The organism is Psychrobacter sp. ANT_H3 (assembly GCF_027919975.1).
Taxonomy (GTDB): Bacteria; Pseudomonadota; Gammaproteobacteria; order Pseudomonadales; family Moraxellaceae; genus Psychrobacter; species Psychrobacter maritimus.
In genome coordinates, this window is record NZ_JAQISM010000004.1 from 73,496 (window position 1) to 97,164 (window position 23,669).

Below are 23,669 nucleotides of genomic sequence, written 5' to 3' on the forward strand. Positions count from 1 at the left end.
AACCGCTCACAGCCTAAATTGTGAGCGGTTTTTGGTTAAATGTTAGGGCAGTTACGATATTTTAAAGCTTAGGATAAGCCGTACGTAAAGCAGTCATGATCTGATTCTTAGCGACTTCATTATAAAAAGCACAATCATCCTTCTCTGATTCTTTTAAACCCCCTAGACGAGCCTCGTTATAAGTAGCAGCATACACTTCATTATTATAGTTAACGACAGCGACTGGTGAATCATCATCTTCATCGTTGACATCTCTTACTTCAGCAACCCAAGGGATGCCTGCCCATGTACCTCTTTTAGCATTGCTAAAGTCTTTTATCGCTTGCTCAAAGCTTAAGTTAGGTAGTTTATAAGCAAGATCAATAGAGTCGACATTGACGCTACCAGTGAGTGCTTTTTTACAGCTAGCACCGCTGCTAAACACGCTTAATGAATTAGGTAAGTTGTTTAGTTTATTGATTACGCTATCAGGGATGTCATTATAGTAATCGTCATTATTTTCAAGGGCGAATACGCTACCTATTTTTTGACCACTCAGAGAAACGTCAGTATAAGTGCCCGTCGATATAAATCCATTGCTCAGACTTTGGGTATATTTGTTATTTACAAATATAGTATTAAGCTGTTCTATATTGAGATCTCCATCCGCCGTCACAAAGAATCTAAATTGAGGGCTAATCCCATTCGCCGTCAGCAAAAGCACGCTTTCGGCTTCGAAATCATCGTAATATTGTTTTAGGTACAATGATTTTTCAAGGATATTAAGTGAGTTATTATTTTTAGTGCTTAAGGTATTAAATGAGATGTTCTCAAGTTCTGAATCAGCATTTGAGTCAGTTGTAAAATCAAAATTATAACCGATCAACCCCGCTGTATTTTGTTCTGTTGGTGGCTGGAATGGCGCATCTAGTATGACAGGTATAGGAGTCACAGGCACAGGCGCTAACGGTAGCTCATCAAATACTCCGCCCATATCACTATTGTTTAGATCTATCTCGCTATCATCGTTATTACTCTTTATTTCAATACAATTACCGTTATTGATTGAATAAGTACCATTTTGTGCCAAGGCAGGAATTTGTATAGGGTTAAAACGAACAGAATACCCATAAGGTGATAAGGTCAAAGGGGTATTAAAAGGTACTTTTATGCTAAATTTACCTTCACTATCCGCATCGCCAGCACTAAAGAAACTGCCGCGTCCTTTCACTTGACCAGCAAAATCATCTTTTACATAAGGTTTTTTGGTTTTAGCATCAATCACACAGCCCTCTAATATGGCGTAATAATCTTTAATAGGAATGTCGAGATTCCATAATGTGAAATGAGACACTTGTCCTTTATAGCTACCGTCTGTTTGACGAGTAGCAACACCATCTTTTACCCAAACCGTTTGTTCTTCATCGTAATACCATAAAGGGATAGAAGGTAGGTTTTGGTCAGTTGATACTTTAGGGTAGATTAAAGTAGCCTGAGTGCCTTTTTTGAGGTTAAGCGCTGCGCCTGTAGCAGGGTCAGTGAGCTTGACATCAATGACGCCGACGGTGACCAGATCTGTCTGCTGACTGCCATCATCATTTTGTCCTGCAAAAGGCTGTGCAAAGGACTGTGCCCCTGCGATAGAGTCTGGATTGTAGTAGTTGGCAGCGATATTGACGGTACCTGTGTAGCTGCTGCCATCTGCTTTGACGATGCTATTCGCGGGGATGCTTACCTTAGCGCCTGATACTTGTAGCTCACTAACACCTGCACTGGTCGCAAAGGCGCTTGTGACTTGATCGACAGTCAAGGTAATGTCTAATTTATGCGAACGCTTAGGCGCTACTTTGAATTCACGCGCCATCGTCAGATAGCCGGTCTTACGTACTAAAATCACTGCATCAGACTCTGACTTATCTAAGCTCAAAGAATAAGTACCTGCGCTATCGGTAGTCACCGCACTTTTACCGATTTTGACTTCAGCACCTACCACAGGGCTGCCATTGGTATCTTTGATCATGCCGCTGATACGCTGTTCTTGAGTATTTGTGTCAGGTAGATTGGGCTGAACGACTGTATCATTGTTATCACCACAAGCTGTTAAGCTCAAAGCAGCAAACAATATACTGGCAGTAAGGGTGTTGAATTTGGTCATAAAAGAGTCTCTTATTTAGACAGTGCCTTGGTTTATCTTTGGATTTTAATGGTTTTAATTTCTGTGATTTATTGAAGAAAACTCTGTCAAAATCACGTTTGTAGAAAGCAATTTGATAACAGTGTTTTTGATAGAAGTAAAACATGTTGATATGGATAGTTACTAATAAACATAAACTAGCAACAAAGAAATTATGCCTTATAGTTCAACAATATTCTAGTAATTAAAATAAACGCTATCTATTATTTTGTTAATCATAGGCGTGAATGTTTCGTGAGTTACAGATTGAGGGTTCGCCAGTGCGAAAGATGACAGAAAGATGCAAAAATAATCTTGAGCGGATTTAGCCTTTATTGCATGCTTAGCTCTCTATATAGGTGGTTATATAGAGAGCTATCTCATTTAGAGATTTAGCGGTTTAACCTTTATCAAATATCAACCAATCAATATCAGCCAATGACGTCACTTATATGAGCCAAAATAAAAAAGCTTTTTACTACCGACCAAAGACCAATCAGCATAGCAGCCCAACCGTACGTTGGACGTTTTTGATACTAGGCTGGGTATTTTTTGTCTTGGGTATTATTGGCATCTTGTTACCAGTGATGCCAACTGCACCTTTTATACTATTGGCAGCGGGTTGCTGGGCGCGTAGCTCACGACGCTTTCACTTTTGGCTAATTAATCATAAATACTTTGGTAAATATGTCCGTGATTGGGAAGATCGCCGCGCCGTACCGCTATATGCGAAGTGGTTAGCAACCATAATGATGACCATATCAACAATAATGTTATTTTTTAACATTCCTGCCGATATGATATGGGTCGCATGGCTGCTAGCCGTTGTCTGTACTAGCGTAGCGGTGTTTTTATTTCGTCTGCCCAATGCTTAAAAATAGGCTAAATAGGGCCAAAAAACAGTCAATCTTTGCACTTAGTTACACGAAAGGTGAGATAAGGCTTGCGATACTGAACTAACCTCCCTATAATACGACCAAGCTTAAGAGCAGTTCTGCACCAAATCATTACCTCGTAGTATTAGTTATAATCCTTCGTTTTAATATTTATCGTTCAGTAGCTATTTGCAAGCGTTACCGGTCACTAGACCATTAATAAATTAAAAAGTAGGATTATCAATATGTCAGATACTCAAAAAGGTACAGTTAAGTGGTTCAACGAAGCTAAAGGCTTTGGTTTTATCGCTCCAGAAACTGGCGCAGACGTTTTTGCTCATTACAGCGAAATCACTGGTTCAGGCTTCAAAACTTTAGCTGAAGGCCAAGAAGTTGAGTTCACTGTAACTCAAGGTCAAAAAGGTCCACAAGCTCATAACATCGTTGCTATCTAATTTGTCTTTATAGACAACTAGAGCAAGATGAATAAAAAACGAACCTTCGGGTTCGTTTTTTTTTCGTCTGTTGTTTATGTTTATCGCTTATGATAAATGCCTTAATAATAGGGCGCTAAGCAAAGCTTTTAAAGTAAAAATGCCTACGATTATAGTGATAGTCGTAGGTATTTTTGGTTTGGTGTTAAGAGTTTGGTGTGTAGTCAGTAACTGTCTTAGAGTGCAGCAATGCCGATATTAATCAGTCCGCCGCCAATGATAAGCCAAGCAAACATCATTGCGCCTAAGATAAGCGGTTTAACCCCCGCTTGTTTAATGGCGCTTAGGTGCGTGGTTAAGCCCAGCGCAAACATTGCCATGGTAAGCAACACATCATCGAGCATGACCATGCTACGCTCAAAGCTTGCCGCCATTGGCACCCAAGTATGTAATAACACTACCAAAATAAAGACAAAGGCAAACCATGGCACTTTGACTTGTTGTACACGCTTCATCAATGACAGTTTTTCGCCATTTTTGCTACTACCTGTGGTTAAAGCAAACGATAAAATCAGTAAAAAAGGCGCGAGCATCATCACCCGTATCATTTTAGTGACGACTGCCGTATTCCCAACCTCGGTACTAACAGCATTACCAGCGACCACCACTTGCGCGACTTCATGAATGGTTGAACCCGTATAAATGCCGTATTGCTGGGCGTTTAGCCACGGTTGCAGCCAGCCAAGCTGATATAAAAACGGATAGAGCAGCATGGCAATCGTACCAAAGACCACCACGGTGGCGACAGCAATAGTGACTTTATGGGCTTCAGCTTTGACGACCGGCTCTGCGGCAATCACCGCTGCTGCGCCGCAGATACTGGCGCCAGCACCAATTAATAACGTCGTCTGCTTATCGACTTTGAGCCATCTGGTGCCAAGCCAATAGGTGAGTAAAAACGTTGAGGTTAATACCAGCGCATCCGTCATTACCGCTGGCATACCGACACTAGCAACTTGGGTTAAAGTCAGCTTAAAGCCATAAAAAATAATAGCAAGGCGTAATATTTGACCTTTGGCAAAGTTAACGCCATCGCTAAGTTGTTCAGAAAAATTTGGATATAGCGTATTACCCAATATCATCCCAAGCAAGATTGCTAGGGTTAACGATGACAGCCCAATAATACGCCCGTCCGACCACGTATCTAAGCTCATATTCAGCCACAAGCAAAACAAGCTACCAATCAGCACGACAATCAGCCCCAAAATATGGCGGTTATGCGGAAAGTAGTTATGCATGTTTTGTGCTAAAGCGTTCATGTCGTACGCACCTATTATTTATCATCTATAATCGAAATAAGCATAAGCTTATGAATAGACAGTATAAGTCATGTCGATTTATAATAAAAACAGATTAATAAGATATAAACTATCGATTTTTTAGGTTAAGAAACGATTCTTAGAGTTTAGGCTTTTGGAAATTTATAGGCAGCATAGGATGTCAGAGCCATTATGAAAAAACCCATACAGATGCTGCCGAAGATTACCCTTAAGCAGCTATCGGTGTTTGTCAGTATTTATCAAACTGGCAGCACCAGCCGAGCCAGTGAAGAGTTGCATTTGTCGCAGTCGGCGGTCAGCAGCGCGCTCACTGAGCTGGAGTCAAGGTTGCAGATGCCGCTATTTGAGCGCGTCGGGCGCAGGCTCAATCAGCATCCAAACGCCCATCCTATTTATATACAGGCGCAAGCCATCTTGGGGCAGGCTTTAACGCTAGAGCATTATCATAAGCACCAAGCGGGGCAGATTCATATTGGTGCCAGTACCACTATCGGCAATTATGTGCTGCCGCCGCTGCTTGCCAAGCTATATGCAGCGCTACCGGATGCTCATATCGATATGTATATTGCCAATACCCAAGAGGTAGTCGGCGAGGTTGAGCAATTAAACATTGATATTGCTTTGGTCGAAGGCATGCCGCGCCCGACAGATATGAAGGTGATTGAGCAGCGCGCTTGGCGGACCGATACCTTGATGGTCTTTGCTAAGCGTCATAGTAAGTGGCTGACAGACATGAAGTATAACGAGAAAGGAAAATGTTATGAGATGAGTGCAGAACAATTGGCAATACTCCCGCTATTGGTACGAGAGGCAGGCTCGGGTACGCGGCAAATTATCGATGAGCAATTATTGCAATATCTGCCGCATGCCGAGATTGTGATGGCGATTCAGCAGTCGGAGGCCATTAAACATATGGTCAGCGCCGATATTGGGCTTGGTTGTTTATCGCAGCATGTCATTGAGGGGGAGCTGGCAGCAGGAAAATTGGTGCAGGTAAAAGTAGCGGGTATAGACTTATCACGTACGTGGTGGCTAGTTTGGCACAAAGCCCGCCATCAAAGCCCTATTTGGCAAAGCTTTATTGATATTTTGATAGAAGATTGATTTTAATGGTAAATGTAGAGATTCTAGTGAGAATATTTACTGTTTTAATGAATAATAAAAAAGCGCAATGTCATACAATGCGCTTTTGTTAATGAGGTTTTTTAATAGTTTTAAATAACTTGGGAATTACGTTAAGTGTATTCTTAAACTTATTTATTAACCGGTTTATCCAGTCTCACCACTAAGCTGTCGCAAGGGACATTGGGCAAGATGTTATCTGCCGTCGCGCCACTGAGCCAAGCGGCGATACCATGACGTTCATGACGACCGATGACCAATAAATCAACATCATGCTTATGGCAATAGTTGACGATACCTTCACTGTTAGAGATGGCGGTGGTCACTTCAGAATTTACCGCATGTAAATCGTTACGGTCCAAAAACTGTGCCAGTTTGGCGCGCGCTTCTTGGCAGCGTTCATCGTCAATTTCATCATATAAGCTTGAGGCAGGCACCAGCTCATAGCCGAAGCCAACCATAGTATCTTTAACGATATGAAGCACCGATAGCTTGGCGTTAGGACGATTCTCAACGATGCGTTTGGCCTTTTGGGCGACCACATCAGCATCGGACATTAGGTCGGTGACCAATAAAATATGTTCGTAACTCATAGCGTCTTCCTCGTGTCAGATAGTATTTACTATAGCACTCCTACCGAGCGCTGTTAAGTGCTGCTAAGCTACCTTTGTCTATATCTTATAGGGATATTTGTTACGCTTAACAGTAGCTTTTTTAGTGCCTTGCTTGCTTATCTCGTTATTTTGGTACAGGCTGATCGAGTTTTACCACGAGACTGTCGCAAGGTACGTTTGGCAAGATACTGTCGGCGGTTGCCTTGACTAACCAAGCAGCGATACCGCGGCGCTCATGGCGACCGATAATCAGTAAATCGACTTCTTTTTCGCGGCAATAATTGACGATGCCTTTACTGTTAGAGATAGCAGCAGTGACCTCGGAGTTGACCGCGTTTAGCTCATTGCGTTCTAAGAATTGCGTCAATTTAGTGCGTGCTTCTTGCCAATGTTCGCCATCGAAATCACCTGACAAACTAGACGCAGGCACCAGCTCAAAGCCGAAGCGCACCATATCATCTTCAACAATATGTAAGACAGATAATCTAGCCTCAGGCGAGCCTGCAAGGATACGTTTGGCTTTTAGGGCAACCTCGTCAGCATCGGACAATAAGTCGGTGACCAGTAAAATATGTTGGTAGCTCATCAGGGGCTCCTAAATAATAGTTAACTTTATAGTAGCAGTGCTGGCTACCTTTGTTAAGGGTTAAAACCATTATTTGATTATGGATATTGCATTAATACTACTTTTAAAATATTCATTGATAAATCTTACCCAGTGAGCCGTTATTACCATATGGCTAGCTTGACTTATCCATAGGTAAGCCCCATCTATTAGCGCTATAGACACCATTTTATGAGCCCTGAAAATCAGGGCACGATATACATTATCATTGATAAGGATAACTATGACTGACACGCCATTTACTGCGGATTTAACGCTACATCCAGCGTTTGAGCTGATTGAGCATCGCCACATTGAGGCGCTATCGATGGATGTGCTGATCAGTCAGCATGTTAAGACTGGGGCCATGCATTACCATTTGGCACATCCGAGCGATGAAAATGCCTTTTTGGTCGGCTTTCGCACTCAGCCAATGGATTCAAAAGGTGAGGCGCATATTCTAGAGCACGTGGCTTTATGTGGCTCTGAGAAATTCCCTGTACGTGACCCATTTTTCTCAATGATTAAACGCTCATTAAACACTTTTATGAATGCGATGACCGCTGCCGATTGGACAGCCTATCCGTATGCCACGCAAAATAAAAACGACTACTTTAACTTACTTGCCGTTTATCTTGATGCGTCATTTTTCCCTAATATTCATCCGCTTGATTTTGCCCAAGAAGGTATTCGCGTCGAGTTAGACGAAAATGATAAGCCGCAGTTTAAAGGTATCGTTTTTAATGAGATGAAAGGCGCGATGAGCGGCGAGATTGACCAGTTATATCATACGGTCGCCCATCACTTGTTCCCAACGACGACCTATCATTATAATTCGGGCGGCGATCCTGCTGATATTCCTGATTTGACCCATCATGAGCTGGTTGAATTTCATCAAAGCCATTATCACCCATCAAACAGTGTGATTATGAGCTTTGGTAATATTCCGGTCGCTGAGACGCAGGCGAAAATCCATGAAGATGCCTTGATTCAATTTGAAGCAGGCAAAAAACACGTCTCGCGTCCTGAAAAACGCCTGTCTGCACCGATTAGCGCGGTTGATACTTATACTGCTGATGAAGCCGGTCCTGACCAAACGCATCACGTGGTGGCGTGGTTATTACCATCAATTACTGATCCAAAACAGCGTTTGGCGTTACGTCTATTAGAAGGGGTATTGGTTGAGCATGCTGGTTCGCCGCTGCGTGCGTATTTGGACAGCCATCCACTTGGTAAAGCGCCAAGTCCGCTATTGGGACTCGACGACAGTCATTATGAAATGGTCTTTTATACCGGTCTGCGCGGTTCAAACCCTGAGCATGCTGAGGCTGTAGAGCAGGGTATTATTGATTTGCTTAAAGAGGTCGCGAGCAAACCGATTGATGATGAAACCATTGAAACCATTTTGCATCAAATTGAGATAGATCAGCGCCATATCGGTGGTGATAGCATGCCGTATGGTTTGAATCTCATGCTAGAAGGCTTTAGTACGGCGATTCATGATGGCAACCCTATCGATGTCTGGGAAGTTGATGAGCATTTGCAGTGGCTACGTGAACAAGTAAAAGATGCGCAGTGGTTACCAAATTTAATCAAAACTCATTTACTTGATAATCAGCATCGTGTCCGCGTCACTTTAACACCTGATAGCGAAAAAACTGCCCGTTTGGCAGCAGCTGAGCAGACCCGTCTTGATACGATTGCGATGGATTTGAGCGCTGATGATAAAGCTATCTTAAAACAGCAAGCGCTTGATTTGGCAGCGCGCCAAGCAGCACCTGATGATTTAAGCCTATTGCCAAAAGTTGGCTTAGAAGATGTCCCAACGGATATCAGCTTTAAGCAAGGCACGCAAAAACAAGTAAATTTAAGCGGGCAAGAGAGCACCTTATTTGAATATGAAGCGGGTACCAATGGCTTGTATTACTATCAAGTAATTGTGCCGTTGACCGATGCGATTGGTAATCAGGACACCAGCGAGCTACCCGTTAATGAGGTAATCAATCATCCATTGTTGCCTATTTACTTAAGCTTATTGTCTGAGCTTGGTACTGATTCGTTAAGCGCTCATGAGATGCAAGCTAAGCAAGCGGCGCATTCATCAGGGGTGACGGCGCGTATCAGTCAGCGCACCAATATCGATGACAGCCAAGCGATTAGCAGCTACTTTGTCGTAGCAACGCGCGCGCTAAATCGTAAACCTGAAGCGATTGACTTGCTCAAAGAAGTCATGGAGCACAGTGTCTTTAGTGAGCATGACCGTATCAAAGAAATCTTGCAGCAGCGTCAAGCAGGTTGGCAATCAAACCTTGCCGGTTCAGGGCATTCTTATGCGATGCAAACCGCCAGTCGCGGCATGAGTCGCCAAGCACAGTTAGAATATGTGCGCAGCGGTCTGCCAGCACTAAACGCGTTAAAAGACTTCTTAACCCATGCCAGTACTGATGATGCGCAGTGGGATAAATTGGCAACCAGTCTGATGGATTTACATCAACGGTTAATCAGCTTGCCTAAGCATGCCGTTATTATCTGTGAAGCCGAGCAAACCGAACGCTTGAGCAACTTAATCGTTGATAGCTGGAAAGACAGCCAAGCGCCAAAAATTGCTGAAAAAATCACAAAATCTGATGCGGGTATTGAAGACAATATCCCAAGCGAGTTTGCCGAGTTGCAACTTGATGCGGCGTTAAATGGCGAGACAGACGCGGTCAAAGCACTAGAAAGTGGTGTGGCGCTCGATGTTGAAGATTTGGCGTGGCTAGTTCCGACCAACGTCTATCATAATGCTAGCGCATATACCGTGCCAGCAGCCGACCATCCTGATACCGCTGCCTTGATGGTATTAGCGCCTTATCTGCGTAATGGCTATCTGCATAGTGCCATCCGTGAGCGCGGCGGTGCTTATGGTGGCGGTGCAGGTTACGATGCCAATGCTTGCGCCTTTAAGTTCTTTAGCTACCGCGATCCGCAGTGTGCTGAGACCTTTGCACATTTTGATGCCAGTATCGAATGGCTATTAAATGAGCCACAAACCGATGAGCAGTTAGAAGAAGCCATCTTAGGTATTATCTCAGGTATGGATAAACCAGGCTCTCCAGCAGGTGAAGCGGTCAAAGCCTGCTTTGCCAATCTGCATCATCGCGGTGTCGACTGGCAACGTAAAATGCGTGCGGCAATATTGGCTGTGACGGTCGATGACTTGCAACGTGTTGCTAAGCAATACCTGCAAGGGCAAAAGCATGTACGTGCGGTATTAGCACCTTATGATAAAGAAGCAGCGGTACAAGGGCTTGGCTTTAAAGTGTGTAAAATTAAAAGCTAGTTCACTTAAAGTCTATTGACTTAATTGCTATAAAAAACCGCCGCTTTCACTAAAAATGAAAGCGGCGGTTTTATTTTGGGTGAGTCTTTTAAAGCGCTATTTCTTAAAGGCTTACTTTTTAATTAAATAATTTGCCAGCGCTTTATAAGCGGGTAGTGAGGTTGGGTCAATTTTGCTATTACTGGCATCTGGGTATGACGCAAAACGCACGATAAGCATATCGGCTGCGGGATCAACATAAATGGTTTGACCGTGGACGCCGCGTGCCGCATAGATAGGCGTGGGATTATTAAATAACCACCACATGCTTTTGTAGCTGCCGTTGGTTAGCTGTTTATAGCCCGCTTTTGCAAAAGCATTTTTATCACCGCCGGCTTCGATATTATCAACGACCGCCGCTGGGAATAAACGTTCGCCATTAATTTCGCCTTTATTGAGCATCAAGCTACCAATGCGTGCCATGTCATGCAAGCCTGCGCTGATACCGCCGCCAGCGAATGGCGTACCTTTAGCATCGACAGTCATATAAGCACTTTGTTCAGCACCGATTTTTTGCCAAATGCGTTCTGAGAGTAATTCATTCACCGCTTTGCCAGTGGTACGCGAGATAATCCAGCCAAGCGCATCACTATTAATGGTGCGATAGTTAAATTCTGCCCCATGTTGACCCTTTTTCTTAACCGTTTGCAGGTACTCAAAATAACCATTAGGCCCGCTATAACCTTTTGGTTTCGGTAGTGGGCTTGCTGCTTCTGAATACTGCCAGATATCGGCATTAGGGTCAGCATAGTCTTCGCTATAATCAAGGGCGGTGGTCATATCCATCACTTGGCGTACGGTTGCATCACCAAAGCCACTGTTTTTAAGTTCTGGAATGATAGATGCGACTAATGCCTTATCGTCAAGCTTACCTTCGGTGACAAGAATTTCTGCTAGCAGCCCAGTCATGGATTTGGTCATCGACATCGCTGCATGATTGCCAAGCTTATTGAGGCAACCGTTTTGACGCTCGTACACTACCTTGCCATGGTGCATGACCATAATACCGTCAGTGTAATTGGCATCCAGTGACTGCTTCCACGTCATCGGGCGCTTACTATTAGTGGGCGTAAAGGTGATGGCATCAATGTTTTTATCTAGCTCGTAGTTGAGCTTGGAGGGTGCGCCGATACCGCGACTGACGTCAGTGGTGGGCATCAACTCACGGATATGACAGACCGTCCAACGCAGTTTTGGGAAACTAAAGAAATTAGAGGAGGGCTGCGCAATAAGCTTATCTTGGGGCGGCGGGAAACCTTGCATCCAGCCAAGGGTTTGCGGGTCTGATTGTTTGGCCGTTAAGCGTGCATCGTCGGCATGGCTTGGCATGCTGATAAGAGTCATGGCAATGGTTAAGGGGAGCAGGGGCAAAGCGCGTTGCAATAAAGTCAGCATGGTATCCTCGCAAATAAGCTTAAACGATTAATTTTAGGCAATAAAAAACCATTGATAAGTCGCTATATTCAAAACTTAGCATAATTCTTATCAATGGTCTTTACCAAGCATTTTTGTAAAGCCGCTTTGCTACTATTTAGTCTGCAGGTTGTTAATAAAGTGCTTTATTAAAGTGCGCTTTTATAAGCTTGTGGTTAATAGCGCTTAATCGCTTGGTCTTTGCCAATCATATCTTGATGAATGGGGAAATCTTCATGGTTATCGTATTGCTGACGGTCGGCAAAATAGCTTTTTAAAGTGCGGCGTACGGCTTCAAAGGCAAGTTTATCCCATGGAATATCTTCTTCGGTGAACAAAGCGCAGTCGAGACTTTCAGAGCCAATACCGTAAGCGCCGTCTTTTAACTCGGTGATATAAATACTATAGATTTGCCCGATATCAGGAATATCATAGAGGCAATATAAATGCGGATTGGTGACGACCGCTTCTGCCTCTTCAAAGCTTTCTCGCGCCGCGCCTTCTGCCATGGTTTCGCCATTTTCCATAAAACCTGCGGGCAGTGTCCATAAGCCATATTGTGGCTCAATCGCGCGGCGACATAGCAGTACACGGTGTTTATGTACGACCAATGAGCCACAAATGACTTTTGGGTTTTCATAATGAATATAATTGCAATTTGGGCATACCAAGCGCGGGATATTATCGGTGGCTGGTATTTTGCGTTCTGCTTCATGACCGCATTGTAGACAATAGCGCATATCAACTGCCTTATATAATGAAAAGGAGAAATGAGAAAAAGGTTTTCGGTATTTTAAGAATTATAATTCTTGTTTTATAAAATAGTATGACTTTAGCTTATCAATTTTTATTTGATAATAGCCATTAAGCCTAAGATAACACAAATTCTCATCGCACTGGCAGTGATAATAAAAACCCTACAGGTTTGCGCAACTGCTTGCCGTTAAAGCTGCCCTGATTAATAAATGCATTGTTAAGCGCAACAGACAACGCCGCCTAATCCAGTCCAGTCACATAAAGTATATGCAGCTTTAGTCAGATTGCGCTAGGCTAGACTGACGTTAACTATTAAAAGATAGCTTTATCTTGAAGGATGGCTTTACCAATAACGTGGGTAATGGCGGCCGCGCCCGATATTGTTATAAATGAGGGCAACCACCACCAAGGCGAGCGCACCGACCAGAGTAGGGGTAAGTAAAAAATGCCATTTGACGCCGCCAAGCATAACGATTAATGGATTGGAGCCAGCGGGCGGATGCGGAACACGCAGCAATAGCATCAGCGCAATCGCCGTACCAACTGCAAGCGACAAGCTCCACCATTCGATACCAAATAAGGTCAAAAATGATAAGCCCGTGAAAGTGGTGATAAGATGACCGCCAACGATGTTTCTAGGCTGTGCAAAAGGGCTCTCGGGATAAGCGAAAATAAGCAAACAGCTGGCACCAAATGAGCCCAAAATCATCGCGACATTTTGCCAATTGCCCAGTAGCGCCAGTATGGCAGTGGCAAACGTACCGCCAACCCAAGCTATGGCGATGATGATTAATGGCAATCTTTGCGGGCAATCATCAGTCTTGCCCTGCATTTTATTTAATGAAAAAATCTTATCCACGAGCGTATCCTAAAAACATTTGGTTTTTGACATTGATACTTGAGTAGTCAATATTGATATTTAATTGCTATTTATAGTTAATTGCATTGATGCTTCATACTGATAAAAATATAGGGCAATAATAATGTTACTCCCCCCGCAGTCGCTACGTTTTGATGAGTTTTCAGTCGCTGTGCCAGACTTTATTCGCTATCCGACCATTCGAAAGTTGGCGGAACGGGTGCAGCATGAAACCTTAAATGCGGTCACCAGTCCGGCGCTGTACGACGGCTCTAACACTTCTCGTAGCGCTCGCATTTTAGATAGCTTATATCAGACACCCATTGCCGATGCCTCGGTATTGGTTGCCATCACCCATGAACGCCATCCCAAACTGCTACTGACGCGCCGCGCCGCGCATATGAACAGTCACGCCGGCGAAGTCTCTTGCGTAGGCGGAAAACATGACGCCGGCGATGGTAATAATGTCGTCACCGCTTTGCGTGAAGCCTGTGAAGAGACCGCCTTACCGCCCAATAAAGTGCAGCTACTGGGTCAATTACCGATTCAAACTTCTAAAAGCGGTATGAGTGTCCGTCCTATTGTGGCGCTGATTGCACCGGATTTATTGTTAGTGCCTGAGCTTGGTGAAATTTCCCGCATTTTTTGGGCAGATTTTGAGACCTTGCTGACTCAGCCTACCGTAGAATATGCGGTAGAGTATACGATGCAAGATCAGACCGCGACCATTCTCACGCCCAGCTGGCAGGTTGATGGTGAAACGGTTTGGGGTCTGACAGGACGCGTCATTGCCAGCTTGTTAGAGACGGGCTTTGATCGGCAGCTTGAGTGGTATTACCGCATCCAAAATACGCGTAATTAACCCGTAAAGTGGCTGAGGTTATGGACTGAATGATCTACAGCAGCACCATTCTCTGGTGAAACCAAGCGCGTCTTTTGCGGATTTATTATAGTTATTGTAGACGCCGTTGATAATGGCTTAGCATATTCTATTTACTACTAATAATATTCGACATATGCTTTGTAGTTATGGTTCTTAAATTTAATGAATATCATTTGTTATTGGTTTTATTTAATATCGAGCGCTTTTCTCCTTAAATTGCCTCTGCATTTATCATCCTTTATTTATAATAATCGTCATTTTTCTTCAGCCACCAATTCATATTGTCTTGGCGTTTGGCGCGAAAGGCTTCTAATTTTTCCGCCACCGTTTGATTGTGCTGACGTGCTGTATCGAGCGCAAAAAGAATCGGCACGGAGGACAAGACACCAAAGCGTATCTTTGATTTTGGTAAATCCAGTCCATCGCCGATATCATCGCCGACCAAGGTACGGGTGACACTGGCATTGACCATCTCAACGAAACGTCCACGGCGATTGTCCTCACCCATCAGCTGCCGCGGCAAATCGTGCAGCGCTTTTGCTAGCGGCTGGCCCATTTTAAAATCAAGCTGCTGAATCGATAAATAGGTATAGAGCCATTCCCAACAAGCAGCTTCATCTTTAGGCAAGCGCTGCAAGTCAACGCCCATCCAATAGCTGGCAAGATTCCATAAATGCAGTATACCTTCGGCTTCCTCAGTACTGATACGGGCGCCAAGCAGCCGTAACCCACGCATAATCAACAGTGAAAATTGCAAATGGGTAGCAATCATATCGGTTTGATTGATAGGAATACCCCAATAGGCGCTATTCCAACTGCCATCTGGATTATGGTGCTGGTCGGCGTTGGGTATGACGCCTTTAGCTGCATTGCCTTTACCTTTAAGCAGATTTTGCCGCACTAGGGTATGAATCTGTCGCACCTTGATAGACTGCCGCCAACCTTCTGAGCCAATCGCCAATACCTGCTCGATAGGCTGACGCTGATTGCCTGCGCTCGTATGCGACCTGTGTAATAGAGGATGCTCAGAGACGGCTAAGATATACGCATAAGTACGCATCAAACGCGGTAGAGCATCGTGCATCAATGCGCCTGTTTGAATGAGCGGCAGGGAGAGAGCAGGAATACTATAGCCTGCCATTAGCGCGACGTTACGTAATAACCAAATCAGCATCAGTGGATAACGGCGATAGGCAACCGCGCCGATTTGTGCAAGCTTGGGGTCGAACCAAGTAGGATGGCTGCTAAACTGCTCGGTTAAGGCGTTAAATGCAGGGTTATTTGTAAGGTTGGCGTCGAAGTTACTGCCACTGTTACTGCCGCTGATAATAAATTGCTGTAAGGGCTTTGCAAAACGAATACCATCAGCCGCTAATGCATCTGCGACGGGATCACCGATATCATAACCCGCAACCATTTCCTCTAATAAACCTTGCGAGATAACAAAGTCTTTTGGCAATAAATAGCGCTTGATGCGCTTTAAGACTTGCAGGTCACTATGGTCGTCAATCGCTGTCGTGCGCCCATGACGCTGATAAGAATCATGCGCTTGATTGGAATTAGCATTTCCCCGACCACTGGCAGCAATTGTTTTAGCGATTTTTTTAGTAATATCGATGGAATCCATTTTTATAAGCCATTCTTTAGCAACTGCTTTTTATTAACCAACATTAAACGCTTTGAGCAACTTCATTATAAAGTTACTCAATCAGTCATTATGAGTGATGGGTTAAATCTACTGAGGTATTATTAACATCGTCTTTTAAAGTGGCTTTTAGCATCAGATAACCGGCAATACCAGAAACGATTGAACCCATAATGATACCTAAGCGCTCATCAAATAATGGTGTCGCGCCACCAAAAGCAAGGCCGCCGATAAATAAACTCATGGTAAAGCCAACGCCGCAAAGTAACGCTGCGCCGTAGATTTGCTTAAAGTTCATGCCTTTTGGCATGGTAGAAATACCCAGTTTGAAAATTAACCAGCACATAAGCATCACGCCTACTTGCTTACCAATAAACAGTCCGGCAGCAATACCCAATGGCACGGAATGAAATAGCTCTGCAAAGCCTGCGCCCTTGAGCGATATACCTGAGTTAGCAAAGGCAAATAATGGCAGAATCCCGTAAGATACGGTGTTTTGTAAGTCGTGCTCAAGCTCTTCAAGCGGGGAATGTTCAGGGTCAGTACGGTCAAATAACGGAATGAATAACGCGAGTACCACCCCAGCTAAGGTCGCGTGAATGCCAGATTTGAGCACGGCAATCCACATAATCACCCCGATTAATATGTAAGGGGTAATGCTGGTGACGTTACGGCGATTGAGTAGATATAAGAACGGCAAACACAAAGCGGCGATAGCCAATGAACCAAGTGATAGGTCGCTGGTATAAAATAAAGCGATGATTAAAATAGCGCCAATATCATCAAAAATAGCGATGGATACCAAAAAGACTTTGAGTGAGTTTGGCACCCGATTGCCAAGTAGGCTTAAAATGCCAAGGGCAAACGCAATATCGGTCGCCGCCGGAATTGCCCAACCTTTCCAAAACTCAGGCTCATTATAGTTAAAAAGCAAGTAGACGATAGCAGGCATAATCATGCCGCCCAATGCCGCGCCAGCTGGTAAGATAATTTGTTTGACGTTCGAGAGCTCGCCGATGAGTACTTCACGTTTGAGCTCAAGACCGACTAAGAAAAAGAACACTGCCATCAGACCATCGTTGATCCAATGGTGGGCGTCTTTTGCAATCGCAAAGCTGCCGATTTGAATGACAACGGGGGCATGAATAAAGGATTCATACCAAGTGTTCAGAGGGGTATTGGCAATAATCATTGCCGCGATGGCTGCCAGCGCTAAGACAATGCCGCCTGACGCCTCGAGGTTGAAAAATGCTTTGATTCTTTGTATTGCCATATTATCCTCATTAACTAAATAAAACGTGCTAAATCATTCAAGAACTTCAAGTACCTATTGTTATTTGGTTTGCTTAGTTCAGCTCAGGACTACTCAGCATAGTTAAACGATAAACCACCATTAATAATGACATAGATAATAGTGATATAGATTGATATAACAAATAGGTGTCTCTAGTTTCTCACAATTTTATTCATATAAACAATTAAATACGTTAACGGTTTTATGCTTCTTCCTTGAAGACTCAACGATTATCAAAGGATATATCGATAAGACAGTCGATATGACAAATCTAACAGACTTTGTTAGGTTTTTGGCTTTTTTTACATTTTTATCTTTATAATGAGCGCCGTTAAGCAAATCCTCATATCCAGTTTGGTACTGATGAAAGAGTGGTATCGATTAAAAAAATAGCCGCTACTTTATCAACCAACGTATTCTGAGCCTGATTTTTTCAGGCTTACTTTTTTTATGTCATAAATTTTCAAGGTCGATGTCATGGACATATCGCTCTCTATCGAGATTATTTTAATGCTGACGGTCGTGGCCGCGCTGGCTGGCTTTATCGATGCTATCGCTGGCGGCGGTGGTTTATTGACCATTCCAGCCATGCTGCTTGCCAATATTCCACCCGTACTAACCTTGGGGACGAATAAGTTACAAGCAGCATCAGGCGCGCTCGCGGCGTCCATTACGATGATTAGAAAAGGTGTCGTCAAACCGAAGAATATAAAAACGGCGATTATCGCGGCTTTTATCGGTTCTGTTCTTGGTACGATTGCCGTGCAGTTGTCGCCACCTGATTTATTAGAAAAGCTGATTCCGTTTTTGATTGCGGCGATTGGTATTTATACCTTATTTGCCCCAAGGCTGGGTGAAGTAGAGGCCGCGCCGCGCATCTCAGAAAGCAGGTGGCAAAAAGTAGTGGCACCCTTGATAGGTTTTTATGATGGTTATATCGGACCGGGTACGGGAATGTTTTTTGCCTTAGGAAATGTGGCGTTGCGTGGTCGTCAAATTATTGAAGCAACGGGGGCGGCAAAGGTGCTGAATTTGTCCACCAATATTGGCTCGCTCATTTTCTTTATTATAGGCGGTAATGTGTTGTGGAAAGTGGGACTGGCAATGATGGTAGGGCAGACGATAGGTGCTTATTTTGGCTCGCATATGGTTGTCAAAGGCGGTAGTAAACTGATTCGTCCGATGATTGTTTTGGTTTGTATGGCGATGCTGACGAAATATGTGTTTGGTTAAGGTTAGCTATGTTGAGGCTGGGATAGTCTGTGTCAATTAAAAGCGCTTTGTTTATAGTCATCTACTGCTGGAATGTTATTTTTCGCTTGCGGTGTGCTTCGCATTCCAGAGGCTTCGAAAAATTTATGCCAGCAGTAACGTCCCCGTTTTAAGTTATTTTGTCTATATATTAATTTCAAAAACCTTATTCAAGACAGAAAAAAACCTCAGTTTACAATTGGCTGAGGTTTTTTATTTCTAAACTTTTATCATTGGCTATTTTATATTAAAGCTGCCACGTTTCATTTAATCACGCTTAACATCGTCGTATTCACTGCCCATAATGCCATCGCTAAAGACTTCAGAGAATTCGCGCTCGCTGTTTTCATCGATATGACCATCGAATACGTCTTTTGCACCGGCATCAGGGTCGTTATAAATTGCCAAATCCATCTTGCCTTCTGACTTTGCTACGATAGCGGTCACAGCGGCATCGCCACTGACGTTGACGGCGGTACGCAACATATCAAGGATACGGTCAACCCCTAAGATAAGACCAATGCCTTCGATTGGTAAGCCCACTTGCGCAAATACCATCGAGAGCATGATGAGACCAACACCAGGAACGCCCGCCGTACCCACAGAGGCAAGCACCGACATTAAAATAACGGTCAGATATTCGGTGATGCCCAAATCTATACCATAGATATTGGCAATAAAAATGGTCGCCGTCCCTTGCATGATAGCCGTACCATCCATATTGATGGTAGCACCAAATGGCACGGTAAACGAGGCGACAGAGTTGTTGACGCCCATACGTTTGGTAACGGTACGCAAGGTAATTGGAATCGTCGCGTTTGAGCTTGAGGTACTAAACGCAAAAATCTGTACTTCGCGCATTTTTGTTAAAAAGGTTCTCACCGATAAGCCTGAAGCCAGCTTCAGGACAATCATCATGGTCACAAAGAAATGGAAGGCAAGCGAGCCAACCAATACCGCAACATAACCAAGCAGCGACCAAATAAGGTCTAAACCAAGCTCAGACATAGCTTTTGCTAACAGCGCAAACACACCATAAGGGGCGAGGTTCATAATGATGGTCACCATCTTTAAGATGACTTCATTGATAAGCTCCAAGCTTTGCACCAAGCCTTTAGCAGGCTTACCAACCATCAAGATACTGATACCGATTAGGATAGCAAAGAAAATAATCGATAACATATCGCCATTTGCCATCGCACTGATGGGGTTTGATGGGATAATATTGGAGAACACATCAAGCAATGGCGGTGCGGATTGCGCTTCAAACGCCGCATCCGTTTTGATATCCATGCCTTTACCGATACCAAAGAGTACGCCAAGTCCGATGGCAGTCGCAATCGCCAGTGCCGTTGTCATCATATAGATTAAAAAGGTTTTGGTGCCGATACGACCAAGCAAGCGGATGTCACCGATACCACAAACCCCGCAGATAAGCGAGATTAGCACCAAAGGCACAACCAGCATTTTTAGCGAGTTAACAAATAACTTGCCGATAATGGCAAAAAACCCATTGGTGATATAGGTATTAACAAAGCTACCTTCGGCATTCAATCCTGAATAGTTTATAAATAAACCCAGTATGATACCCAGCACCATGGCAACAATAATCTTGCCAGTCAGCCCCATATTTTTCCACATAACTACTGTCCTTGGTTGTCGTAATGCACAGCAATAAACACGATATATCAGGCCGTATAAGCGGCAAAATCGTGCTTATTACTATGTTTATTACGTCTATAAGTGTGTTATCTGTCATTTAAGTCAGATTTTGGAGACAATATAAAAGAATTGTTGGGGATACTGCAAGAAATTTTTATGACTTTAATAACGTGACATTGTCGCCTTGCTGTGGTCAGGATTTATGTAGCGGCAAAAATTTTTAGATTAAATAGAATAACATAAAGATTTCTGGCGTAGATTTGGGTGTAATAGTTATGGTGCAGTCAAAAAAAGCGAGACTATCCATGTTGGATAATCTCGCTTAAGTTGAAAAACAAGTTTTAGAAAAGTGCTGGTTTTTAGCTATTTAGACCTTATCGTTTTCGTCGCGACGTAAACCGTCTTGCCATTTGTTATTAGCGCTAGACGATTTGTCTAAGCGGTCTGTTTTTGCTTGCAAGCTTTCTGAATTCTCAAGGCCATTTGAGCTGTCTAAGCCATCTACATTATCAGCATGAGTATCAGCCGCTCGATTCAAACGGTGATTATGACCCATGCGCTCGCTTAGGTGCGTTTCTGCATCACGGTGACGCGGGTCGAGCGCTTGTGCTTCAGGGTTTGACTCTGCAAAATCGGTTTGTGCCTGAACTTCTTTTATAGTGTCTTGCTCACTGACCATTTTGACATCACCATCGCTTTCATAACCATGGTCAGGGTTGGCATCACCGGTTGCTTCTTGTTTATTATCCGCTGCAGGCTCAAGGTTATCAGTTATTGGCTCAGCTGTTTGCGCAGTATTCTCAGTCGCGATGCCGTTTCTTATTTGGGCATCGTTTTTCAATTGCGCATAATCCGTTAGCTTATAAACTGCATTCTCTAAACTGTGCGGATTGGTGCGTTCTTGCGCTTTAGATAAATGCTTATCGAACACATCGGTCAATAACGAATCATAGCGGATGGCATTATATTGAATAAGGACTTCAGCCTCTTCTTCGGTAATGTCACCATTTTGGCTGGCATAGACCACATGATCTTCAAAGGTAAGACCTTCAAAGTTGTCTTTATGCTCAGCCTTTTTAAATTTCTGCCATAAAGGTTCAACGTCAAGCAGCGTTTGATAAGCGTGCTCCATGCGTCCGGTGACATCATCAGGCTCAGTATTGTAATACACCATGGTTTTAAGATAATCGCGGAATGGATTGGCTTCAAAATCATCCATAAAGGTATCGCCCAATTGGCGTTTTAGCTCATCGCTGACCGGCGCAAAGATACGCCCACTTGGGAAAGTGACAAAGCTGACTAAGCTTGCCGCCATACGATTTGGGAAGTTGGCAAATAAAGACAAGAACGCTTCTTGAATGGTATAAAGGCTGTTTTTTAGGGCCACTTCTGCATGTAAACGTTCGGCTTTAGATTTAGAGCCATATTCATAAAATTGTAAAATCGCTGTACAGATGAATAGATGCGAATGGATATCGGCTAAGCGCCCAGAGAGCATCTCTTTACGTTTTAAATCGCCTGCTAATAAGCCTAAAGACATATCGGCGGTTAGGGCAAAGCCTGCGCTTAAACGGTTGATGTCTTTATAATAAGGACGGGTAAAGCCATCGGCAAAGCTTGGCGCATGATTGCTGCCACCGACATAGCCTGCGACAAAGGCTTTGGCACCGCGATTAAAGGTATAGCCTAAATGTTTAAAGAATAAATTATCAAACTGCTTGAGCGCACCTTCTTTATCATCACTTTGCAATAATTGCAGCTCATCAAATAGATAAGGATGACAACGCATCGCCCCTTGACCAAAAATCATCAATGAGCGCGTTAAGATATTCGCCCCTTCAACGGTGATAGAGACGGGAATGGCTTGATAAGGAATCGCTAAAAAGTTACGCGGTCCCATCTGTACGGCGCGACCGCCAACCACGTCCATGCCATCATTGACTACCGCACGCATGGTTTCGGTGGCATAGTATTTTGCCATTGCCGTCATCACCGATGGCGTACCACCTTGGTTCAAGCCACAGGTGACCAAGTGACGAAAGGCCTCGAGCATATAAGTGTTACTGGCCATGCGACTGGTGGCATCTTGCACTCCTTCAAATTTACCAACGGAGATTTTAAATTGCTCGCGAACCTTTGCAAATGCGCCAACGGTCAAATAGGTGACTTCACTGGCAGAGGTCGATAGCGCTGGCAAGGAGATACCGCGCCCAACGCCCAAGCATTCCATCAGCATACGCCAACCGCGACCGGCATTTTCAACGCCGCCGATAATATAATCTAGCGGGATAAAGACGTCTTTACCATCGACTGTACCATTCATAAATGGCGAGCCGATTGGATTATGACGCGGACCGGTAACAACCCCTTTATGGCTAGCAGGAACGAGCGCACAGGTAATGCCGTAATCGGTCTTTTCAGGGTCGCCAAGCAAACCTTCTGGGTCATGCATCTTAAAGGCCAAACCAACGACGGTGGCAATAGGCGCTAGAGTAATCCAGCGCTTAGAGAAGTTCATACGCAGGCCGAGCACTTGCTCGCCTTCATGCATGCCATAGCAAACCACACCCGTATCAGGAATCGCGCCTGCATCGGAGCCCGCTTCAGGACCCGTCAAACCAAAGCAAGGAACTTCTTCGCCTTTGGCTAAACCTGGTAGCCAGCGTTGTTTTTGTTCATCGGTGCCATAGTGCATCAAAAGCTCACCGGGGCCGAGCGAGTTCGGCACCATGCAAGTAACGGCAGCGGTCGGTGAGCGCGAAGCGATTTTACTCATCACCCGACTTTGAGCATACGAGCTAAATTCTAATCCGCCATATTCTTTCGGAATGATTAAACCCAAAAAGCCATTGGCTTTAATAAAGCGCCACGCCTCTGGTGACAGCTCTTTATCTTCATGATGGATTTGCCATTCATCAAGCATGGCACACAGCACTTCTACTTCATTATCAATAAAGCTTTGCTCTTCTTCTGATAATTCAGGATAGGGATACTTGGCAAAGGTATCCCAATCGGGCGCGCCCATAAACAGCTCTTTTTCCCACCAGCTGGTACCGGCATCGAGGGCTTCACGTTCAGTGTCGCTCATGCTTGGCATCGCACCGCCCAAGGCTTTATAAACAGGCTTAGTAATCAATGATTGGCGCAGCGGGGCGATTAGCAATACTAAGCATAATAGCGCTAACGGTATGCCTAAGATGAGCGACCATGGACTGATAAAGGCGGTGACGAGGACGGTCACGAGGGCGACGATACTACCGGTGACACGGGATAAAGATAATAAAAAGATGGCCAAGACCATGGCTAACTGAATGATTACTGCCAAAATAAATAAGCCGATGGCCATGACTGTCTCCTTTATAACGCTGAATGCACAAGCGTAAAATTTAAATGAATAAAAACTG

The 23,669-nt window shown here is 44.1% G+C and carries 17 protein-coding genes; 6 read left to right on the top strand and 11 right to left on the bottom strand.

Annotated features, from left to right (window positions below; translation table 11 throughout):
* Nucleotides 1–61: 61 nt before the first annotated feature.
* Complete coding sequence (locus tag PG901_RS03110; protein WP_271133471.1) at nucleotides 62–2,134, bottom strand: carboxypeptidase-like regulatory domain-containing protein; 2,073 nt, start codon at nucleotides 2,132–2,134, stop codon at nucleotides 62–64.
* Nucleotides 2,135–2,604: 470 nt separating this feature from the next.
* Here PG901_RS03110 and PG901_RS03115 point away from each other — a divergent pair, with 470 nt between their 5' ends.
* Together PG901_RS03115 and PG901_RS03120 are read left to right on the top strand one after the other, a co-directional pair.
* Entirely contained in the window at nucleotides 2,605–3,027 is a 423-nt protein-coding gene (locus PG901_RS03115; protein WP_271133472.1) for a YbaN family protein, read from the top strand.
* A gap of 245 nt (nucleotides 3,028–3,272) precedes the next feature.
* A complete protein-coding gene (locus PG901_RS03120) occupies nucleotides 3,273–3,482 on the top strand; it encodes a cold-shock protein (protein WP_010201661.1) in 210 nt (69 codons plus the stop codon).
* Nucleotides 3,483–3,697: 215 nt separating this feature from the next.
* Here the strand turns inward: PG901_RS03120 and PG901_RS03125 are convergent, their stop codons facing one another.
* Nucleotides 3,698–4,780, bottom strand: a complete 1,083-nt coding sequence (locus PG901_RS03125) for a YeiH family protein (protein WP_271133473.1) — start codon at nucleotides 4,778–4,780, stop codon at nucleotides 3,698–3,700.
* Nucleotides 4,781–4,972: 192 nt separating this feature from the next.
* On the opposite strand from PG901_RS03125, the gene PG901_RS03130 reads away from it, so the two are divergent.
* On the top strand, nucleotides 4,973–5,905 hold the full coding sequence (locus tag PG901_RS03130) for a LysR substrate-binding domain-containing protein (RefSeq protein ID WP_271133474.1): 933 nt from the start codon (nucleotides 4,973–4,975) through the stop codon (nucleotides 5,903–5,905).
* A gap of 149 nt (nucleotides 5,906–6,054) precedes the next feature.
* Here the strand turns inward: PG901_RS03130 and PG901_RS03135 are convergent, their stop codons facing one another.
* On the bottom strand, nucleotides 6,055–6,516 hold the full coding sequence (locus tag PG901_RS03135; protein ID WP_087813544.1) for a universal stress protein: 462 nt from the start codon (nucleotides 6,514–6,516) through the stop codon (nucleotides 6,055–6,057).
* 145 nt (nucleotides 6,517–6,661) lie between these two features.
* Complete coding sequence (locus PG901_RS03140) at nucleotides 6,662–7,123, bottom strand: universal stress protein (RefSeq protein WP_271133475.1); 462 nt, start codon at nucleotides 7,121–7,123, stop codon at nucleotides 6,662–6,664.
* 262 nt (nucleotides 7,124–7,385) lie between these two features.
* On the opposite strand from PG901_RS03140, the gene PG901_RS03145 reads away from it, so the two are divergent.
* Entirely contained in the window at nucleotides 7,386–10,463 is a 3,078-nt protein-coding gene (locus tag PG901_RS03145) for an insulinase family protein (RefSeq protein ID WP_271133476.1), read from the top strand.
* Nucleotides 10,464–10,574: 111 nt separating this feature from the next.
* Here PG901_RS03145 and PG901_RS03150 read toward each other — a convergent pair whose 3' ends face one another.
* From PG901_RS03150 to PG901_RS03160, 3 genes are all read right to left on the bottom strand, one after another.
* Nucleotides 10,575–11,897, bottom strand: a complete 1,323-nt coding sequence (locus PG901_RS03150; RefSeq protein WP_271133477.1) for a serine hydrolase domain-containing protein — start codon at nucleotides 11,895–11,897, stop codon at nucleotides 10,575–10,577.
* Between the two features lie 194 nt (nucleotides 11,898–12,091).
* The gene (locus PG901_RS03155) at nucleotides 12,092–12,655 is read right to left on the bottom strand and encodes an NUDIX hydrolase (RefSeq protein WP_201565056.1); all 564 of its coding nucleotides are present in this window, start codon (nucleotides 12,653–12,655) and stop codon (nucleotides 12,092–12,094) included.
* A 359-nt stretch (nucleotides 12,656–13,014) separates the two neighbouring features.
* Nucleotides 13,015–13,530, bottom strand: a complete 516-nt coding sequence (locus PG901_RS03160) for an HPP family protein (RefSeq protein ID WP_271133478.1) — start codon at nucleotides 13,528–13,530, stop codon at nucleotides 13,015–13,017.
* A gap of 124 nt (nucleotides 13,531–13,654) precedes the next feature.
* Between PG901_RS03160 and PG901_RS03165 the strand changes: the two genes are divergently transcribed.
* Complete coding sequence (locus PG901_RS03165) at nucleotides 13,655–14,392, top strand: NUDIX hydrolase (protein ID WP_201565058.1); 738 nt, start codon at nucleotides 13,655–13,657, stop codon at nucleotides 14,390–14,392.
* 259 nt (nucleotides 14,393–14,651) lie between these two features.
* Here the strand turns inward: PG901_RS03165 and PG901_RS03170 are convergent, their stop codons facing one another.
* Together PG901_RS03170 and nhaA are read right to left on the bottom strand one after the other, a co-directional pair.
* Nucleotides 14,652–16,040, bottom strand: coding sequence for an oxygenase MpaB family protein (locus tag PG901_RS03170; protein ID WP_271133479.1), 1,389 nt, complete (start codon nucleotides 16,038–16,040; stop codon nucleotides 14,652–14,654).
* A gap of 88 nt (nucleotides 16,041–16,128) precedes the next feature.
* On the bottom strand, nucleotides 16,129–17,331 hold the full coding sequence (gene nhaA / locus PG901_RS03175) for a Na+/H+ antiporter NhaA (protein ID WP_201619224.1): 1,203 nt from the start codon (nucleotides 17,329–17,331) through the stop codon (nucleotides 16,129–16,131).
* Between the two features lie 498 nt (nucleotides 17,332–17,829).
* On the opposite strand from nhaA, the gene PG901_RS03180 reads away from it, so the two are divergent.
* Nucleotides 17,830–18,585: a TSUP family transporter gene (locus PG901_RS03180; protein ID WP_271133480.1), complete on the top strand. Its 756-nt coding sequence runs from the start codon at nucleotides 17,830–17,832 to the stop codon at nucleotides 18,583–18,585.
* A 285-nt stretch (nucleotides 18,586–18,870) separates the two neighbouring features.
* Here the strand turns inward: PG901_RS03180 and PG901_RS03185 are convergent, their stop codons facing one another.
* A complete protein-coding gene (locus tag PG901_RS03185) occupies nucleotides 18,871–20,244 on the bottom strand; it encodes a dicarboxylate/amino acid:cation symporter (protein WP_271133481.1) in 1,374 nt (457 codons plus the stop codon).
* A 388-nt stretch (nucleotides 20,245–20,632) separates the two neighbouring features.
* Nucleotides 20,633–23,611 (bottom strand): acyl-CoA dehydrogenase, encoded by a 2,979-nt coding sequence (locus PG901_RS03190; RefSeq protein WP_271133482.1) that lies wholly within the window; start codon nucleotides 23,609–23,611, stop codon nucleotides 20,633–20,635.
* Nucleotides 23,612–23,669: the final 58 nt, after the last annotated feature.

Coding starts and splice junctions, on each gene's coding strand:
- PG901_RS03130 (WP_271133474.1), top strand. CDS start 4,973: ATGAAAAAACCCATACAGATGCTGCCGAAGATTACCCTTAAGCAGCTA.
- PG901_RS03150 (WP_271133477.1), bottom strand. CDS start 11,897: ATGCTGACTTTATTGCAACGCGCTTTGCCCCTGCTCCCCTTAACCATT.
- PG901_RS03125 (WP_271133473.1), bottom strand. CDS start 4,780: ATGAACGCTTTAGCACAAAACATGCATAACTACTTTCCGCATAACCGC.
- PG901_RS03135 (WP_087813544.1), bottom strand. CDS start 6,516: ATGAGTTACGAACATATTTTATTGGTCACCGACCTAATGTCCGATGCT.
- PG901_RS03145 (WP_271133476.1), top strand. CDS start 7,386: ATGACTGACACGCCATTTACTGCGGATTTAACGCTACATCCAGCGTTT.
- PG901_RS03180 (WP_271133480.1), top strand. CDS start 17,830: ATGGACATATCGCTCTCTATCGAGATTATTTTAATGCTGACGGTCGTG.
- PG901_RS03165 (WP_201565058.1), top strand. CDS start 13,655: ATGTTACTCCCCCCGCAGTCGCTACGTTTTGATGAGTTTTCAGTCGCT.
- nhaA (WP_201619224.1), bottom strand. CDS start 17,331: ATGGCAATACAAAGAATCAAAGCATTTTTCAACCTCGAGGCGTCAGGC.
- PG901_RS03115 (WP_271133472.1), top strand. CDS start 2,605: ATGAGCCAAAATAAAAAAGCTTTTTACTACCGACCAAAGACCAATCAG.
- PG901_RS03170 (WP_271133479.1), bottom strand. CDS start 16,040: ATGGATTCCATCGATATTACTAAAAAAATCGCTAAAACAATTGCTGCC.
- PG901_RS03110 (WP_271133471.1), bottom strand. CDS start 2,134: ATGACCAAATTCAACACCCTTACTGCCAGTATATTGTTTGCTGCTTTG.
- PG901_RS03140 (WP_271133475.1), bottom strand. CDS start 7,123: ATGAGCTACCAACATATTTTACTGGTCACCGACTTATTGTCCGATGCT.
- PG901_RS03155 (WP_201565056.1), bottom strand. CDS start 12,655: ATGCGCTATTGTCTACAATGCGGTCATGAAGCAGAACGCAAAATACCA.
- PG901_RS03185 (WP_271133481.1), bottom strand. CDS start 20,244: ATGTGGAAAAATATGGGGCTGACTGGCAAGATTATTGTTGCCATGGTG.
- PG901_RS03190 (WP_271133482.1), bottom strand. CDS start 23,611: ATGGCCATCGGCTTATTTATTTTGGCAGTAATCATTCAGTTAGCCATG.
- PG901_RS03120 (WP_010201661.1), top strand. CDS start 3,273: ATGTCAGATACTCAAAAAGGTACAGTTAAGTGGTTCAACGAAGCTAAA.